The following is a 15,340-nucleotide window of genomic DNA, read 5'->3' as shown; positions in this document are numbered from 1 at the left end:
ACCTGTCATTGGGCTCGTCGCGGCGTTAATCATGCTTAACTAGCGGAGCCAGTTGCTCAGCCATCAGGTTGGCGATGAACGGCTGCGCATCCGGATTGGGGTGAATACCGTCCTGCTGCATCCACTCCGGCTTCAGATAAACCTGCTCCATAAAGAACGGTACCAGCGGAATATGATACTGCTGCGCGAGGCGCGGATAGAGCGCGCTGAACGCGTCGGTGTAGCGTCGGCCATAATTAGCCGGCAGACGAATTTGCATCAGCAGCGGCTGGGCGTTAGCGGCTTTGACCTGATCGATAATTTTACTCAGATCCTGCGCGATGTTTTGCGGCGGGAAGCCGCGCAGCCCATCGTTACCGCCCAATTCGATTAACACCCACTGCGGCTGATGCTGTTTTAATAGGCCCGGCAACCGCGCCAGCCCCTGACCGGCGGTATCACCGCTGATGCTGGCGTTAACCACTTTGGGCTGCTGTTGCCAGGTTTTGTCGAGCAGGCTCGGCCAGGCGGCGGTGGCGGACATGCGATAGCCGGCACTCAGGCTATCGCCGAGAATCAGCAGGGTATCGGCGGCGGCGATGCGCGACACCAGCAGCAGCAATAACAACAGGAAGGAATAATGCCAGCGGAAAACATTGTTGCAGTTCATCATCTTACTAAGTCCGTCGGTCAGGGAGAGCATCAGCTGACCATCCTTACCGGAGTTGAGCTGGTTGTCAAACCAGCCGAGACGCTGGCGTTGATCGGCGAGTCGGGATCCGGGAAATCCACCCTGCTGGGCATTCTCGCCGGATTGGATGATGGCAGCAGCGGCGAAGTGCATCTGCTGGGCCAGCCGCTGCACCAGATGAACGAAGAGCAACGCGCCGCGTTACGTGCGCGTGAGGTCGGTTTTGTGTTTCAGTCCTTTATGCTGGTGCCCACGCTCAACGCGCTGGAGAACGTCCAGCTTCCGGCACTGCTGCGCGGAGACAGCGATCGCGACAGTCGCGCGCAGGCCACTGAAATACTGACGCAGCTCGGACTAAAAGATCGTCTGCACCATCTGCCGGCCCAGCTCTCCGGCGGCGAACAGCAGCGCGTGGCGCTGGCACGCGCCTTCAGCGGCCGTCCTGGCCTGCTGTTTGCCGATGAGCCGACCGGTAACCTCGATCGCAAAACCGGCGATCGCATCGCCGATCTGCTGTTTTCGCTCAACCGCGATTTCGCCACCACGCTGATTCTGGTGACGCACGATGAGCAGCTGGCGGCACGCTGCGATCGTCGCCTGCGGCTGCGCGACGGCAAGCTGTGGGAGGAAGCATGATCTGGCGCTGGTTCTGGCGCGAGTGGCGTTCGCCCTCGCTGCTGATTGTCTGGCTGGCGCTGACGCTGGCAGTGGCCTGCGTGCTGGCGCTGGGCTCAATCAGCGATCGCATGGAGAAAGGGCTGAGCCAGCAGAGCCGTGACTTTATGGCGGGCGACCGCACGCTGCGCAGCAGTAAACCGGCACCGGATGCGTGGCTGGACAAAGCGCGCGAAGAGGGGCTGGCGGTTAGCCGGCAGCTCAGCTTTATGACCATGACCTTTGCGCAGGAGACACCGCAGCTGGCCGATGTCAAAGCGGTCGATGATGCGTACCCGATGTTCGGCACCCTGCAGACGGATCCGCCCGGCCTGCGTCCGGTGGCCGGAACGGTGCTGGCCGCGCCGCGTCTGCTGGCGCTGCTTAACCTGAAGGTCGGTGACCGCATTGACGTGGGCGATACCACGCTGCGCATTGCCGGCGAAGTGATTCAGGAGCCGGACGGCGGATTCAATCCGTTTCAGACGGCGCCACGTTTGCTGATGAACCTTGCTGACGTGGAGAAAACCGGCGCGATCCAGCCCGGTAGCCGTCTGAGCTGGCGCTATAAGTTTTCCGGCGAGGCGGCACCGCTGGCGCGCTATGATCGCTGGATTCAGCCGCAATTGCAGGCCGGCGAGCGCTGGATCAGCGTGGAAAATTCCGAGGATGCGCTGGGCCGCTCAATGCAGCGTGCGCAGCAGTTCCTGCTGCTCTCGGCGCTGTTAACCCTGCTGCTGGCGATTGCCGCAGTGGCCGTCGCCATGAGTCATTACTGCCGCAGCCGTTACGATCTGGTGGCGGTGCTGAAAACGCTGGGCGCCACGCGGAAATCGCTGCAGCGGCTGATTATCGGTCAGTGGCTGGCCGTGCTGCTGCTGGCGGCCATCGCTGGCAGTGCGCTGGGGCAGGGCATTGAAGTCGCGCTGCTGCTGATGCTCAAACCGGTGCTGCCCGCCGCTTTACCGGCTGCCAGCGTCTGGCCGTGGTTGTGGGCGATTGGCGCGCTGGTGGTGATCTCGCTGCTGGTCGGGTTGCGTCCGTACCGTCTGCTGATGGCCACACAGCCGCTGCGCGTGCTGCGTCGTGATGCGGTAGCCACACTGTGGCCGCTGCGTATTTATCTGCCGGTGATGGCGCTGGTGGTGGTAGCGCTCCTTGCGCTGCTGATGGGCGGCAGCAAAATGTTGTGGGCGCTGCTGGCTGGCGTGGTGATGCTGGCACTGCTGCTGGCGCTGCTCGGCTGGGGCACGCTCCTGCTGCTGCGCAGACTGGTGGTGCGTAATCTGGCGCTGCGCCTGGCGATCAACCGTCTGCTGCGTCAGCCTGCCATGACGCTCAGCCAGCTGGCGGCGTTTTCGCTCTCCTTTATGCTGCTGGCGTTATTGCTGGTGATGCGCGGCGATCTGCTCGATCGCTGGCAGCAGCAATTACCGGCGGATGCGCCCAACTATTTTCTGCTCAATCTGACCCAGCAGCAGGTGCCGCAGGTAGACGAGTTCCTGCGGCAGCATCAGGTTAACGCCGGAACCTTCTATCCGATCGTGCGGGCAAGGCTCACTGAGCTGAACGGCAAGCCGGCCGATCCCAACCTGGATAACGCGCTGAATCGCGAGCTCAATCTGACGTGGCAGGCGGAGCGTCCGGATCACAATCCGCTGGTGGCCGGCAGCTGGCCACCGAAAGCCGGTGAAGTCTCGATGGAGGTCGAGCTGGCCGATCGTCTGGGCGTCAGGCTCGGCGACAGGCTGACTTTTAGCGGCGATACGCAGCAGTTCAGCGCGACGATCACCAGTCTGCGCAAGGTCGACTGGGAGAGCCTGCGGCCAAACTTCTTCTTTATCTTCCCGCCGGGCGCGCTCGATCAGCAGCCACAAACCTGGCTGACCAGCTTCCGCATGGCGAACGATCCCGCGCTGCTGGCGCAGCTTAACCGCGCGTTCCCGACGCTGAGCCTGCTGGATGTCGGCAGCATGCTGAAGCAGATTGGACAGGTGCTGGCGCAGGTGAGTCAGGCGCTGGAGATCATGGTGATCCTGGTGACGGTTTGCGGTGTGTTGCTGCTGCTGGCGCAGATCCAGGTCGGCATGCGCCAGCGCCGGCAGGAGCTGGTGGTGTATCGCACGCTCGGTGCCAGCCAGCGCCTGCTGCGCGGTACGCTGTGGTGTGAGTTTGCGCTGCTTGGCGTGGTCGCGGGAATCGCGGCGGCGCTGGGGGCGGAAGCGGCACTGTGGGGGCTTCAGCGCAAGATTTTTGATTTCCCGTGGCAGCCAGACTGGACGCTGTGGCTGGCGCTGCCGCTGTGCGGTGCGGCGCTGCTGTCGCTGTGCGGCGGCTGGCTGGGTGTCCGTTTACTGAAGGGGAAAGCGCTGTTCAGGCGGTTTGATGCTGCCTGATGCCCTCACCCCAGCCCTCTCCCACGGGAGAGGGAGCCGATCGGGCCCGTATGCGTGATTCTGCACTTCAGAACGTTCAGGTGAGTGTCAAACTGAAAAATCGCAGCGCATGGTTCCCTCTCCCACGGGAGAGGGGGGCCGATCGAGCCCGTATGCGTGATTCTGCACTTCAGGACATTAAGGTGAGCGTCAAACTGAAAAATCGCACCGTATAATCCCCTCTCCCTGTGGGAGAGGGCAAGGGTGAGGGAAACACCGCAGAACTACAGCTTCGCCACGGCCCACGCGATGCCGCTCGCATAGGCATCAGGCAGCAGCGGTACCAGCGCATTGAGTGCGGCGGTGAGGCGTGCCGGATCGCTGTCGGTCAGATTCAGGTGCCCGACCTTGCGTCCGGCGCGGACTTCTTTGTCGTACCAGTGCAGATGTACCAGCGGCTGCTGCAGCCAGTCGGTATTGAGGTCGGTGCCAATCAGGTTGACCATCACCGACGGCGCAAACACCACCGGCTGCGGCAGCGGCAGACCGAGCACCGCACGCAGGTGCAGTTCAAACTGGCTGATAGAGGCGCCATTCTGCGTCCAGTGGCCGCTGTTGTGCACGCGCGGTGCCAGCTCATTGATCAGCAAGCCCTGCGGCGTGACGAAACACTCCATCGCCATCACGCCCACGTACTTCAGCTCATGCATGATCGCGCTCAGCATCGCTTCTGCCTGCTGCTGTTGCGCGGCATCAGCCTGCGGGAAGGCAAAGCTGGTCCGCAGGATGCCGTCCTGATGCAGGTTGTGCGTCAGCGGATAAAACACCGTGCGGCCATCGTGCCCACGCGCGCCCACCAGCGAGACTTCACCGCTGAAGTTAATACCCTGCTCAACGATGCACTCGCCGTAGCACTCATCCGGCAGCGTTGCGGTTTCGTCGGCGCGCAGGCGCCACTGACCGCGGCCGTCGTAGCCGCCGGTGCGGCGCTTGACGATCGCCAGCTCGCCCAGCGTGCTAAATACCGCCGGCCACTCGCTTTTATCGGCCAGCAACTGCCACGGCGCGGTTGCCAGGTTGAGTTGATCGAGCAACTGCTTTTGCGTCAGGCGATCGGCGAGGCGCGGAAAAATATCGCGGTTGACGAACGCCGGATGGTTAGCCAGCTCGCGCGTCAGCGCGGTTTCCGGCCAGCGCTCGATTTCCGCGGTGATCACGCTTTGCGCGATCGGCAGTGCCGACGGCTCCGCGTCCAGCCCGACCGGATACACGGCGATGCCCAGCGGCTCGCCGGCCTGGCGCAGCATGCGGCCCAGCTGACCGTTGCCGAGTACGCAAACTGGCTTCATGCGTCCTCCCGCGGATCCGGATTATTCAGCACCTCATCGGTCTGGCTCTGACGCCAGGCGGCCAGGCGTGCAGCCAGATCGCGATCGTGAATCGCCAGGATCTGCGCCGCCAGCAGTGCGGCGTTGGCGGCACCGGCTTTACCGATGGCCAGCGTACCGACTGGAATCCCGCGCGGCATTTGTACGATGGAGTAGAGGCTGTCCACGCCGCTCAGCGCTGCGCTCTGTACCGGTACGCCCAGCACCGGCAGCAGGGTTTTCGCCGCCAGCATGCCTGGCAGGTGCGCCGCACCGCCGGCACCGGCGATGATCACCTGAAAACCGTTGTCGGCTGCGCGCTCTGCAAAGCTGAACAGCTTATCTGGCGTACGGTGCGCAGAGACCACTTCAACGTGGAACGGGACATCCAGGCTGTTAAGGATTTCCTCGGCGAACTGCATGGTAGCCCAGTCACTTTTGGAACCCATGACGATGGCGATACGGGCCGGGGCGGCGTTGGATGACATGCGGTCAACTCCTGTGAATAATCAAACGAACCTGGCCGGGCGGGCAGGTAAAGAAGGGCACAGAGAATAGCACGAGACAGCGGCAAGGAAAACGGTTGCGTGGGCGGAAAACCGGCATTTCCGCCGCAAACAATCAGAAAGGAAATTCGATCAACTGCACGCCCTGTGCGTCCAGCTGAATCATCGATCCGCGCTCATGCCACGCGCCCAGCACCGCGCGTTGCGCTGGCGTGCCGGCGAGCTCGAACTGATGAATCGCCGGGCGATGGGTGTGGCCGTGAACCAGGATCGACACCTGCTGGCGCGTCATCGCCGCGGCTACTGCCTGCGGGTTGACGTCCATGATGCTCAGTGACTTGTGCTGGTTGGCCTGCTTGCTGTCGGCCCGCATCCGCGCAGCAATGCGCATGCGCAGACGCAACGGCAGCGCGAGAAACAGCCGCTGCAGCCAGCGCTGATGGACTTTGGCGCGAAAACGCTGATAACCGTGATCGTCCGTACACAGCGTGTCGCCATGCATCATCAGCACGCGCTGACCATAGCGCTCCAGCACCTGCTCTTCGGGCAGCAGCGTCATGCCGCTGGCGCGGGCGAACTGTTGACCTAACAGGAAGTCGCGATTGCCGTGAATAAAGAATTTTGGCACCGGCAGGGCACGCAGGGCGTCGGCGATCTGCTGATGCAGCGGATTAGGATCGTCATCGCCAATCCAGGCTTCAAACAGATCGCCAAGGATGTAAAGCGCATCACACTGCTGCGCTTCCCCCTGCAAAAAATGCAGAAAACCGGCAGTGATTGCCGGTTCTTCCTGACACAGATGTAAATCTGCGATAAACAGCGTGCGCGACATTACTCGCTGACGGTCACTTTCTGGATGATCACGTCATCAACCGGCACGTCCTGGTGCATGCCGCTGCGGCCGGTTTTCACTGCTTTGATTTTTTCGACCACGTCCATGCCTTCAACCACTTCAGCAAACACGCAGTAACCCCAGCCCTGCAGGCTTTCGTCACGGAAGTTCAGGAAGTCGTTATCGGCAACGTTGATGAAGAACTGTGCGGTGGCCGAGTGAGGTGCCTGGGTACGCGCCATCGCCAGCGTGCCTTTGGTGTTTTTCAGGCCGTTATTGGCTTCGTTGCGGATGTCTGCTTTGGTGGCTTTCTGCTTCATGCCCGGCTCGAAACCGCCGCCCTGAATCATGAATCCGTTGATCACGCGGTGAAAAATGGTGTTGTCGTAGAAACCTTCACGGCAGTAGTCCAGGAAGTTCTGTACGGTAGCCGGCGCTTTGTCATCGAAGGTTTTGATTACGATATCGCCATGGTTCGTCTGGAAAGTGACCATTATATTCGTCCTGTGGAGGTTGTCGTCAGTATCAACTGCCGCACCGGCAAGGCGGCGGGGCATTTTTGTAGACGCCTCTTATATCACAATTTCCAATAACGCGTCAGTAAGGCAACGGCAGTTGCGAAGCGAGCGATGCACAAGTCGGAAAAATACGGCACAATAACCGGCTACATCAAGAAGGCGTATCCCGCACACGTAAACAACGGAATCGTTCAATGCTAAAGATCTATAACACCCTGAGTCGCCAGAAAGAGGAATTTAAACCCATTCATGCCGGTGAAATCGGTATGTACGTGTGTGGAATCACGGTTTACGACCTCTGTCATATCGGCCATGGGCGTACCTTTGTGGCATTCGACGTGGTCGCGCGTTACCTGCGTTACGTGGGCTATAAGCTGAAATACGTGCGTAATATCACTGACATCGATGACAAGATCATCAAACGTGCCAACGAAAACGGGGAAAGCATCGAAACGCTGACCAACCGGATGATCGCCGAAATGCACAAAGATTTTGCCGCGCTGGGTATTCTGCCGCCGGATCTCGAGCCACGCGCCACGCGCCACATCGCGGAGATCATCGAACTGGTCGGCAAGCTGATCGATCGCGGCCATGCCTACGTGGCTGATAACGGCGACGTGATGTTTGATGTGCTGAGCGATAAAGATTACGGCGCGCTGTCGCGTCAGGATCTCGAACAGCTGCAGGCCGGCGCGCGCGTGGAAGTGGCGGAAGTGAAGCGCAACCCGATGGACTTTGTGCTGTGGAAAATGTCCAAAGCCGATGAGCCGGCGTGGAACTCACCGTGGGGCAATGGCCGTCCGGGCTGGCACATTGAGTGCTCGGCGATGAACTGCAAACAGCTTGGCACCCATTTCGACATCCACGGCGGCGGTTCAGACCTGATGTTCCCGCACCATGAGAACGAAGTGGCGCAGTCGACCTGTGCACACGATGGCCCGTACGTGAACTACTGGATGCACTCCGGCATGGTGATGGTTGACCGGGAAAAGATGTCGAAATCGCTCGGCAACTTCTTTACCGTGCGCGATGTGTTGCAGCACTACGATGCGGAAACCGTGCGCTACTTCCTGATGTCCGGCCACTATCGCAGCCAGCTTAACTATGGCGAAGATAACCTGAATCAGGCACGCGCGGCGCTGGAGCGCCTTTACACCGCGCTGCGCCATACCGATGCCAGCGCGACGCCGGCTGGCGGTGAGGCGTTTGAAGCCCGCTTCCGTACCGCCATGGACGATGATTTCAACACGCCGGAAGCTTACTCGGTGCTCTTCGATATGGCGCGTGAAGTCAATCGCCTGAAGGGTGAAGATAAAGCCGCCGCCGATGCGCTGGCCGCGAAACTGCGTCAGCTGGCCGATGTACTGGGCATTCTGCAGCAGGATCCGGAGCAGTTCCTGCAGAGTGGCGCACAGGTCAATGCCGACGAAGTGGCAGAGATTGAACACTGGGTGAAAACCCGCGCCGATGCGCGTGCTGCAAAAGACTGGGCGCAGGCAGACATCGCACGTGACAAGCTGAACGAGCTGGGCGTAATCGTGGAAGATGGCCCGCAGGGGTCAAGCTGGCGCCGTAAATAACAAAAAGGGCGAACTGCGGTTCGCCCTTTTTATCACCAGCGATCAACGGGTGTAGGGTGCGCATTCATGCGCACCTGGCTAATCAGGCCACAACCGTTACGCGCTGACCGGCAAACTCAACCGTCTGACCGGGAAAAATCTTGCAGCGCTTACGCGTCTCGATGGCACCATCAACGCGCACTTCGCCTTCGTCGATCACCGCTTTGGCCTGCGCGCCGCTCTCCACCCAGCCTTCCAGCTTCAGCAGATCGCATAAATCAACGTGCGCATGTTTACCCAGTGAAAAACTCGCCATTATGCCTGCTCCACGTCGTGATACTGTTCGCACGCCAGCAGCGTGTTCTCAATCAGCGTGGCGACCGTCATCGGGCCCACGCCGCCCGGTACAGGCGTGATGTAAGCCGCGCGCTCAGAGGCTGACGCAAAATCCACATCGCCGACCACTTTGCCGCTTTCCAGCCGGTTAATGCCGACATCAATCACAATCGCACCTGGTTTAATCCAGTCGCCCGGGATAAAGCCCGGCTTACCGACTGCCACTACCAGCAGGTCGGCATGCTCAACGTGATGGCGCAGATCTTTGGTAAAACGGTGAGTGACGGTGGTGGTGCAGCCGGCCAGCAGCAGCTCCATGCTCATCGGGCGACCGACGATATTCGATGCGCCAACCACCACGGCGTTCAGGCCGTAGGTATCGATGTTATAGCGCTCCAGCAGCGTGACGATGCCGCGTGGCGTACACGGACGCAGCTTAGGGGCGCGCTGGCACAGACGACCGACGTTATAAGGATGGAAGCCATCAACGTCTTTGTCCGGCGTAATGCGCTCCAGCACTTTGACGTTGTCGATCCCGGCCGGCAGCGGCAGTTGCACCAGAATGCCGTCGATAGCGTCGTCATTGTTCAGCTCATCGATCACATCCAGCAGCTCGGCTTCGCTGGTGCTGGCGGGCAGGTTATAAGCGCGCGAGACAAAACCGACCTCTTCGCAGGCGCGGCGTTTGTTAGCGACATAGATCTGCGATGCCGGGTTTTCACCGACCAGCACCACGGCCAGGCCAGGGGCGCGTTTACCGGCAGCGAGACGCTGCTGCACTTTTTCGGCAACCTCAAGGCGCACCTGCTGCGCAATCGTTTTACCGTCAATAATTTTTGCTGCCATCAGAGAGGAAATCCATCTGTAGAGAGTTAAATCGGGGATGGCGCCTATTCTGTCAGAAGCGCGTGCGGCTGTCAGTCACAGATTCGTTTACGCGACCGGTTTCCCGATTTTTCGCCGTGGCGCGCACCAGGCTTAGCGCGTATTATGCCCGCCAGGCAATGATGTGGAACACGTGATGATTTGGTTGATGCTCGCCACGCTGGCGATAGTGTTTGTTGTGGGATTTCAGCTGCTGACCGCCGGTTCGCGCCACGCCGCGCAGGCGCTCAGCAAGCGGCTGCAGCTGCCGCCGGTGCATGTTGAATCGCTGCTTGCGCAGATGGGCAAAGAGGCGGCAAACGAGTTCACCGATTACATTCGCGGCGACAACGAAGTGCACCTCAATAATGGCGCGGCAGTGCTGCTGATCTGGCAGGTGCTGATTGTCGATGGCAGCGATGAGAACGCACAGCGCTGGCATCACATTCTGACGAAGGCGGGGTTCTCCGCCCTGATTTCACGGCAGCAGCTGTTGCTGGCGCTGGGCTTTCTGCGCCAGCTGGAGCCGGACAGCCAGGAGCTGAATGCGTTACGCGAGCAGTATAATGCGCGCTTTACGCCGCAGGGGATTGAACTGGAAGGGGAATCCGCGGAGGTGAGTAATCTGGTCTCGCTGAGCGAGTGGCGTCAGCGTCATTAAGGCGAATTGTTCATTCCCTCGACACTCTGCTGCCCGTTGGCGGCAAAAACGTTGACGCGCCAGCGTGCCGACGTATAATCCGACGCATCTTCTATGCGCCCTTAGCTCAGCTGGATAGAGCACCGGCCTTCTAAGCCGTAGGTCACAGGTTCGAATCCTGTAGGGCGTGCCAAATAAAATCAATCACTTAAAAACCTCCTTCAGCCTTCAAAATTTCACCGTGGGACAGATTTGGGACACGACTGCCAAAAATCGCGTCAATTTGCCTCGCATGCTCTGTCAGATGATTAGGTGCCAGGTGAGCATACCTGCGAACCATTTCGATGCTTTCCCATGCGCTCATTTCTGTGCTGAGGCTACAGCACGGCGTGACGCGACAAAACGCCAGCTCATTGTGGCCTATGCGCCCTGATGAAATACTCCCGCTGACAGTCAACACGCGATGCCTTTTCAGGCCGGAATTATATACGTTAACCTGACCATTCAGGATAGATACGAGGTTTCCTGCCAGGTGAATTTTCTGAATCTCTGTCAGTCAGGCGCGGATGATGATATTCATTGAAAATGTTTGAGAAATAATTATGGCACCTGATTCGGGAGCGCGTCAGGCCATTCCTGCTAAATACTTACGGCCGTTAATATCAACCTGTCACCTTTTAAGTGGGGATAGTAAATAATAATTAACCTTTTATAAAAACTTTGCGGGCTATTTTTCTTTTTCTGGTTTAGTGGCGTTACGGCTGGATGATAACAGGTGTTTAGCGTTGGCAGGATTGCAGGTCAGTTGAAGAAAATTCATTCATTATTTTTTTTCATTAAAATCAATTGGTTGGTTATCGCTCCTGAACGTTGCCAGAATTATTGCGTCAGGAAAAGAAGAGGGTGTCAGCGGTAGCATATCGGTGAAAAATTTCCTGGTGCGGAGGGTTTTAAGCCAGGTATTGATTACCTGCATGCAAGAATTGTTTCTCTCAAAAAGCCGGGGGGTAATTTTATATTGAGAGTGTCACTAATATAGCGATATGTAACCCACGTAAATCTGAATAACGGGTCCGAAATAAATTTTAAAATTAACTATTCCGGGTGATGAATCTGCGTCACACAATGCCGATAACACATTCATATCCGACACTCTCATCTACTTACAGCGAGAATTAATATGAAAATATCCACCCGACTTGCAACGGGCTTTGGCCTGCTTGTTGTACTTTTTATTATCTGTACCGGCATTGCGCTCAACGCTCTGAGTAATGCGAGCAAAGGTATGGACGATGCGGTTAACGTCAAAATGAAAAAGTATCAGCTGGTGCTGGATATGCGTGGCAGCATCAGGGATATGGGCATTGCGGTTCGTAACCTGGCGCTCTTAACGGATATTGAGGCAATGAAGCCTGAATGGGAGCGCGTACAAAAACAAGAAGCGCAGTATATAGCCAGCCGCAAGGCTTTGGCTGAGGTGATGCAGGAGGATTCAACACCGCAGGGGCGGGAAGTCATGAGCCGCATTACTGAAGCTGAGGAGCCTGCACTTGCCTCGCTCAAGCAGGCTGGCCGGCTCGGTCTTGAAAATCGTGCCGAGGAAGCCACTGCCTATCTGCTGAATGTCACGCGCCCGGTGCAGAGTACCTTGCTCAAAGCGCTTAATGACATGACGCTGGTTCAGATGAAAAATACGCAGTCCGCTGTTGAAACCAACAGTCAGGCGACACGCCGGGCATCGCTGATCCTGATGTTGCTCGCGGCCGCATCAGCACTGCTGGCAGTGGGAACGTGCGTTATGACCATTCGCGTACTGATGCGTCAGCTGGGCGGCGAGCCTGTACAGGCGCAGACTCTTGCGGCAACCATTGCTTCTGGCGATTTGACGACGCCTGTAACGCTGCGAAACAATGACAGTACCAGCCTGATGGCTTCTCTGGATGGCATGCAGGCAAACCTGCGTGGTCTGGTGTCAAAGATAAAAGACTCTGCTGCTTCTGTGGCGCTGGCAGCGGATGAGATATCACAGGGCAATACAGAATTGTCATCCCGCACCGAGGAGCAGGCTGCAGCGCTGCAGGAAACTGCGGCCAGTATGGAGCAGCTTACCGCCACCGTGAAAAGTAATACGGCCGGCGCGCAGCAGACCGCTGGGTCTGCCCGGGATGCGGCAACGCTGGCACGCGCAGGAGAGGCCGACGTACAGCGTATGTCTGAAACCATGAATGAGATCTCATTGAGCGCGACAAAGGTACGGGACATCACCTCCGTGATCGAAAGCATTGCCTTCCAGACCAACATTCTGGCGCTCAACGCAGCGGTGGAGGCCGCACGGGCAGGTGAAGAAGGACGCGGTTTTGCCGTGGTTGCCGGTGAAGTCAGAACGCTTGCACAGCGCAGTGCAAATGCTGCTCGCGACATCAAACAGCTGATTGAACAGGCCGTTGAGCAAGTCGAAAGCGGCGTTGAGGTGGCAGCAGGTACAGGGCAGAGCATATTGAAGATTGTCAGCATGGTGGGCGAACTGGCAGAGGCCATGGATAATATTTCACTGGCTTCTTCAGAACAGATGCAGGGCATTTCTCAGGTTAGCATTGCGGTAAGTCAGATGGATGGTGTCACGCAGAATAACGCTGCGCTGGTTGAAGAGTCCTCTTCGGCGTCTCAGTCTCTCTCTGAGCAGGCGCACGCTCTGCGGGGGATGGTGGACACATTTCGTGTCTGACGTAAAAGGGCTCAGCGTTTCTGAGTAGAAATAAGACTAAGGACGCTCAATAAATCACGTGCATATTGGGGATTGAGTCGGGTGGGGCGGAAAGATGTTTGCTGAATTTATTCTGCAGCCGTCCCGACCTTTCAACAGAAACCTACCCCGCCATGTCAGGCTGGCCAAAACACGCTGGCCTTATTTTGCAACCTTTGAGGGGGTCTGCGAATTGGCTTGAGACGTTACGCTGTTTATTCTCACATCTGTAATGCGGTCGGTTGCTGGGTTGTGAGTATTCGCTGCCAATGCGAAAGCAACCCGATAGCAGGCGCGGTTTCCGCAATCTGTCCGGGATGATATAAATGCATAAATGATCTGCATGGAAGCCATGATGAAAAAAACACTCTCACTTATCGCCGTCATGTTATTAGTCGGCTGCCAGTCCCATACTAAACAAACAGCAAGGCAGTCATTCAGGTTTCCAACCGCTTCCGAGATAAGAAGCGAGTGCGAATCGCAAACCTCCTCGCAAATAGCAAATAAAGATACGCATCTGTGGCTTTGTCAGGCCGTTACCGCAATACAGTATCGGTTTTTTGACGCGAATTTATATCACGGTAAGACCTGTGATTTGGTCATTACGCAGCCCTTAGGTCAGCCACCGACAAACGTCACTGCGCAGGGCGGAGATGCTGATCTGTGCGCCGTCGCTATCGATGCGGTAAAGCAGGCGATAGATGCCAATACCTTTCCCATGCGGCCTGCGTATCTGAAAGAAAAGATACCGGTGCGTTTTGCGCCCTGACTGGCTTTCTCCCGATCAGACCGTTGCTGCATAAGCGTAACCATAGGTAACAAAGTTTGCCGTTTAACCCCTGTATATCACGCCGTCAGTTCTGCCAGGCTATGCTCAGCATTACTGACATAACACGTATCTTTATGGAGATTCAAGGCAATGAAAAAACAGTGGATTGCGGCCCTGGCAGCGGCAGGCCTTCTTTTAGTCGTTAGCGCCCAGGCAGAGGCAAAAGGGTGTCTGAAAGGCGCCGTCGCTGGCGGCGTGGCAGGTCATCTGGTTCATCATGGCGTTGCCGGAGCGGCAGCGGGCTGCGCGGTGGGCCACCACATGGCCGCCAAAAAACAGAAAGAGGCGGAACAAAAGCAACAGTAAACCGCGGGTGGCTGGTCACGTAAAACTGGTGTCAGGCTTTCTCATCGAACCAGTTCTGAAACCTCGCTATTGCATCAGGCATCATGTCGCGTGCGCGTTCCATAATCAGGGTCTCCGCAGAGCGCAGTCCGTTCTGCGGGTGCGAGGCCTCGCACAGTGCCAGAGCCAGGTCTGAAGCATCAAGCATCGCCAGGTTGACTCCGACGCCAACCGGCGGCATCAGGTGAGCTGCATCGCCAATCAGGGTGATGCCCGGCCGTGGTGCCCAGCCAAAATCGGCGGGCAGGCTGTAAATCGGGCGTCTGACATAGTCACCGGTGGCGTTCACCACCAATTGCAGGGAAGCGGCCCAGTCGCGGTAGCTGTCGCGCACCCAGGCGGTGAGGCCGGAGGAAGCTATGTGTTGATCGATGGCATCAGGGGCGCGCTTCATCGCTGCATAGACGCAAATCCTCCCGCCGCCGTTGCGTTGCGTGACCAGCGCCTGCGCACCGCCAAAGCTGAACGCGGTCCCGTTGCCGGCAATGCTGTTGATTTGGTCGGACGGGTGATCTATCCAGCCTTCGAAAAAGGTAATGCCGGTATAAACCGGACGTACCGGCGTCAGGTAACGGCGGACCCGCGACCAGGCACCGTCAGCACCAATCACGATATCGGCTTCGTAGCGCCTGCCGTTTCTGAATACCAGCCCGTGCGCTTTTTGCTGGCCATAGTCAACGTAATGCAGTTTGTGATCCCACTGCAGGGTCTGCGGTAACAGGGCGCTCAGCAGCAGGTTTTTCAACTCACCGCGATCGATCTCCGGTTTATCCATTTCACCTTCCGGCGTGAATATGTCGACCTCAATGTCTCCGGTAAGGTAATTCAGCATCCGGCTTTCCTGATCCTCATGCCTGGCGATACTGATGAACTGCTCCAGCAGGCCCGCTCTGCGCAGTGCCGCCTGGCCGCTGTCAGCATGCAAATCAAGCGAACCGCCCTGACTCCGTGCAGCATCCGCCGGCTCATCCTCAAACACCGTTACGTTAAAACCGTGGCGCTGAAGAATCACGGCCGCCGTGAGGCCTGCCGGGCCGCCGCCCACGATAGCGATAGTCAGTTTGTCCGACATGTCTGTTCTTCCCCGATGTAAAGTGGATAC

At 58.0% G+C, this 15,340-nt stretch carries 15 protein-coding genes, 1 tRNA gene and 1 pseudogene; 8 read left to right on the top strand and 9 right to left on the bottom strand.

Annotated elements, in window-relative coordinates; genetic code table 11:
- Positions 1-25: 25 nt before the first annotated feature.
- The gene (gene tesA / locus C1Y43_RS17335; RefSeq protein WP_021508637.1) at positions 26-652 is read right to left on the bottom strand and encodes a multifunctional acyl-CoA thioesterase I/protease I/lysophospholipase L1; all 627 of its coding nucleotides are present in this window, start codon (positions 650-652) and stop codon (positions 26-28) included.
- Between tesA and ybbA the strand changes: the two genes are divergently transcribed.
- Both ybbA and ybbP read left to right on the top strand, forming a co-directional pair.
- Positions 620-1,306 (top strand): putative ABC transporter ATP-binding protein YbbA, encoded by a 687-nt coding sequence (gene ybbA, locus C1Y43_RS17330; protein WP_104189079.1) that lies wholly within the window; start codon positions 620-622, stop codon positions 1,304-1,306. The two genes, tesA and ybbA, sit on opposite strands and share 33 nt — an antisense overlap.
- Positions 1,303-3,720 (top strand): putative ABC transporter permease subunit YbbP, encoded by a 2,418-nt coding sequence (gene ybbP, locus C1Y43_RS17325; RefSeq protein WP_104189077.1) that lies wholly within the window; start codon positions 1,303-1,305, stop codon positions 3,718-3,720. Before ybbA ends, ybbP begins: the two co-directional genes overlap by 4 nt.
- Positions 3,721-3,983: 263 nt before the next feature.
- Here ybbP and purK read toward each other — a convergent pair whose 3' ends face one another.
- The 4 genes from purK to ppiB form a co-directional block, all read right to left on the bottom strand.
- Positions 3,984-5,048, bottom strand: a complete 1,065-nt coding sequence (gene purK, locus C1Y43_RS17320) for a 5-(carboxyamino)imidazole ribonucleotide synthase (RefSeq protein ID WP_104189075.1) — start codon at positions 5,046-5,048, stop codon at positions 3,984-3,986.
- Positions 5,045-5,554, bottom strand: coding sequence for a 5-(carboxyamino)imidazole ribonucleotide mutase (purE, locus tag C1Y43_RS17315; protein ID WP_021508633.1), 510 nt, complete (start codon positions 5,552-5,554; stop codon positions 5,045-5,047). The genes purK and purE overlap by 4 nt, the downstream gene beginning before the upstream one ends.
- Before the next feature lie 133 nt (positions 5,555-5,687).
- Positions 5,688-6,404: a UDP-2,3-diacylglucosamine diphosphatase gene (locus tag C1Y43_RS17305; RefSeq protein WP_058781235.1), complete on the bottom strand. Its 717-nt coding sequence runs from the start codon at positions 6,402-6,404 to the stop codon at positions 5,688-5,690.
- Positions 6,404-6,898, bottom strand: a complete 495-nt coding sequence (ppiB, locus tag C1Y43_RS17300) for a peptidylprolyl isomerase B (protein WP_021508631.1) — start codon at positions 6,896-6,898, stop codon at positions 6,404-6,406. The genes C1Y43_RS17305 and ppiB overlap by 1 nt, the downstream gene beginning before the upstream one ends.
- Before the next feature lie 218 nt (positions 6,899-7,116).
- On the opposite strand from ppiB, the gene cysS reads away from it, so the two are divergent.
- Entirely contained in the window at positions 7,117-8,502 is a 1,386-nt protein-coding gene (gene cysS, locus C1Y43_RS17295) for a cysteine--tRNA ligase (RefSeq protein WP_021508630.1), read from the top strand.
- An 82-nt stretch (positions 8,503-8,584) separates the two neighbouring features.
- Here cysS and ybcJ read toward each other — a convergent pair whose 3' ends face one another.
- Both ybcJ and folD read right to left on the bottom strand, forming a co-directional pair.
- Positions 8,585-8,797, bottom strand: coding sequence for a ribosome-associated protein YbcJ (gene ybcJ / locus C1Y43_RS17290; protein ID WP_010618497.1), 213 nt, complete (start codon positions 8,795-8,797; stop codon positions 8,585-8,587).
- Positions 8,797-9,663, bottom strand: coding sequence for a bifunctional methylenetetrahydrofolate dehydrogenase/methenyltetrahydrofolate cyclohydrolase FolD (folD, locus tag C1Y43_RS17285; RefSeq protein WP_021508629.1), 867 nt, complete (start codon positions 9,661-9,663; stop codon positions 8,797-8,799). The genes ybcJ and folD overlap by 1 nt, the downstream gene beginning before the upstream one ends.
- A 175-nt stretch (positions 9,664-9,838) precedes the next feature.
- Between folD and C1Y43_RS17280 the strand changes: the two genes are divergently transcribed.
- Both C1Y43_RS17280 and C1Y43_RS17275 read left to right on the top strand, forming a co-directional pair.
- Positions 9,839-10,342 carry a DUF1198 family protein gene (locus tag C1Y43_RS17280; RefSeq protein ID WP_058769413.1) on the top strand — a complete coding sequence of 168 codons (504 nt, stop codon included), beginning with the start codon at positions 9,839-9,841 and terminating at the stop codon, positions 10,340-10,342.
- A 95-nt stretch (positions 10,343-10,437) separates the two neighbouring features.
- Positions 10,438-10,514: transfer RNA gene (locus C1Y43_RS17275), tRNA-Arg, on the top strand.
- A gap of 15 nt (positions 10,515-10,529) precedes the next feature.
- Here the strand turns inward: C1Y43_RS17275 and C1Y43_RS17270 are convergent.
- Positions 10,530-10,688, bottom strand: a pseudogene (locus C1Y43_RS17270) (integrase); the annotation flags it as partial.
- An 813-nt stretch (positions 10,689-11,501) separates the two neighbouring features.
- Here C1Y43_RS17270 and C1Y43_RS17265 point away from each other — a divergent pair.
- From C1Y43_RS17265 to C1Y43_RS17255, 3 genes are all read left to right on the top strand, one after another.
- Positions 11,502-13,046: a methyl-accepting chemotaxis protein gene (locus tag C1Y43_RS17265; RefSeq protein WP_058769414.1), complete on the top strand. Its 1,545-nt coding sequence runs from the start codon at positions 11,502-11,504 to the stop codon at positions 13,044-13,046.
- A 361-nt stretch (positions 13,047-13,407) separates the two neighbouring features.
- Positions 13,408-13,833 carry a cell envelope integrity TolA C-terminal domain-containing protein gene (locus C1Y43_RS17260; protein ID WP_233209851.1) on the top strand — a complete coding sequence of 142 codons (426 nt, stop codon included), beginning with the start codon at positions 13,408-13,410 and terminating at the stop codon, positions 13,831-13,833.
- Positions 13,834-13,983: 150 nt separating this feature from the next.
- Positions 13,984-14,199: a hypothetical protein gene (locus tag C1Y43_RS17255; protein ID WP_021508621.1), complete on the top strand. Its 216-nt coding sequence runs from the start codon at positions 13,984-13,986 to the stop codon at positions 14,197-14,199.
- 31 nt (positions 14,200-14,230) lie between these two features.
- On the opposite strand, the gene C1Y43_RS17250 is transcribed toward C1Y43_RS17255, so the two are convergent.
- On the bottom strand, positions 14,231-15,310 hold the full coding sequence (locus tag C1Y43_RS17250) for an NAD(P)/FAD-dependent oxidoreductase (RefSeq protein WP_104189073.1): 1,080 nt from the start codon (positions 15,308-15,310) through the stop codon (positions 14,231-14,233).
- Between the last annotated feature and the right edge of the window lie 30 nt (positions 15,311-15,340).

This window comes from Pantoea sp. ICBG 828, from assembly GCF_002928355.1.
GTDB classification, from domain to species: domain Bacteria; phylum Pseudomonadota; class Gammaproteobacteria; order Enterobacterales; family Enterobacteriaceae; genus Pantoea; species Pantoea dispersa.
Note: the sequence above shows the minus strand (reverse complement) of the source record. Positions and strands in the feature narration are given on the sequence as shown.

What these genes read in the sequence shown, in the direction of transcription:
- ybbA (WP_104189079.1), top strand. Translation starts at nt 620, where the DNA reads ATGCCAGCGGAAAACATTGTTGCAGTTCATCATCTTACTAAGTCCGTC.
- tesA (WP_021508637.1), bottom strand. Translation starts at nt 652, where the DNA reads ATGATGAACTGCAACAATGTTTTCCGCTGGCATTATTCCTTCCTGTTG.
- ybbP (WP_104189077.1), top strand. Translation starts at nt 1,303, where the DNA reads ATGATCTGGCGCTGGTTCTGGCGCGAGTGGCGTTCGCCCTCGCTGCTG.
- purK (WP_104189075.1), bottom strand. Translation starts at nt 5,048, where the DNA reads ATGAAGCCAGTTTGCGTACTCGGCAACGGTCAGCTGGGCCGCATGCTG.
- purE (WP_021508633.1), bottom strand. Translation starts at nt 5,554, where the DNA reads ATGTCATCCAACGCCGCCCCGGCCCGTATCGCCATCGTCATGGGTTCC.
- C1Y43_RS17305 (WP_058781235.1), bottom strand. Translation starts at nt 6,404, where the DNA reads ATGTCGCGCACGCTGTTTATCGCAGATTTACATCTGTGTCAGGAAGAA.
- ppiB (WP_021508631.1), bottom strand. Translation starts at nt 6,898, where the DNA reads ATGGTCACTTTCCAGACGAACCATGGCGATATCGTAATCAAAACCTTC.
- cysS (WP_021508630.1), top strand. Translation starts at nt 7,117, where the DNA reads ATGCTAAAGATCTATAACACCCTGAGTCGCCAGAAAGAGGAATTTAAA.
- ybcJ (WP_010618497.1), bottom strand. Translation starts at nt 8,797, where the DNA reads ATGGCGAGTTTTTCACTGGGTAAACATGCGCACGTTGATTTATGCGAT.
- folD (WP_021508629.1), bottom strand. Translation starts at nt 9,663, where the DNA reads ATGGCAGCAAAAATTATTGACGGTAAAACGATTGCGCAGCAGGTGCGC.
- C1Y43_RS17280 (WP_058769413.1), top strand. Translation starts at nt 9,839, where the DNA reads ATGATTTGGTTGATGCTCGCCACGCTGGCGATAGTGTTTGTTGTGGGA.
- C1Y43_RS17265 (WP_058769414.1), top strand. Translation starts at nt 11,502, where the DNA reads ATGAAAATATCCACCCGACTTGCAACGGGCTTTGGCCTGCTTGTTGTA.
- C1Y43_RS17260 (WP_233209851.1), top strand. Translation starts at nt 13,408, where the DNA reads ATGGAAGCCATGATGAAAAAAACACTCTCACTTATCGCCGTCATGTTA.
- C1Y43_RS17255 (WP_021508621.1), top strand. Translation starts at nt 13,984, where the DNA reads ATGAAAAAACAGTGGATTGCGGCCCTGGCAGCGGCAGGCCTTCTTTTA.
- C1Y43_RS17250 (WP_104189073.1), bottom strand. Translation starts at nt 15,310, where the DNA reads ATGTCGGACAAACTGACTATCGCTATCGTGGGCGGCGGCCCGGCAGGC.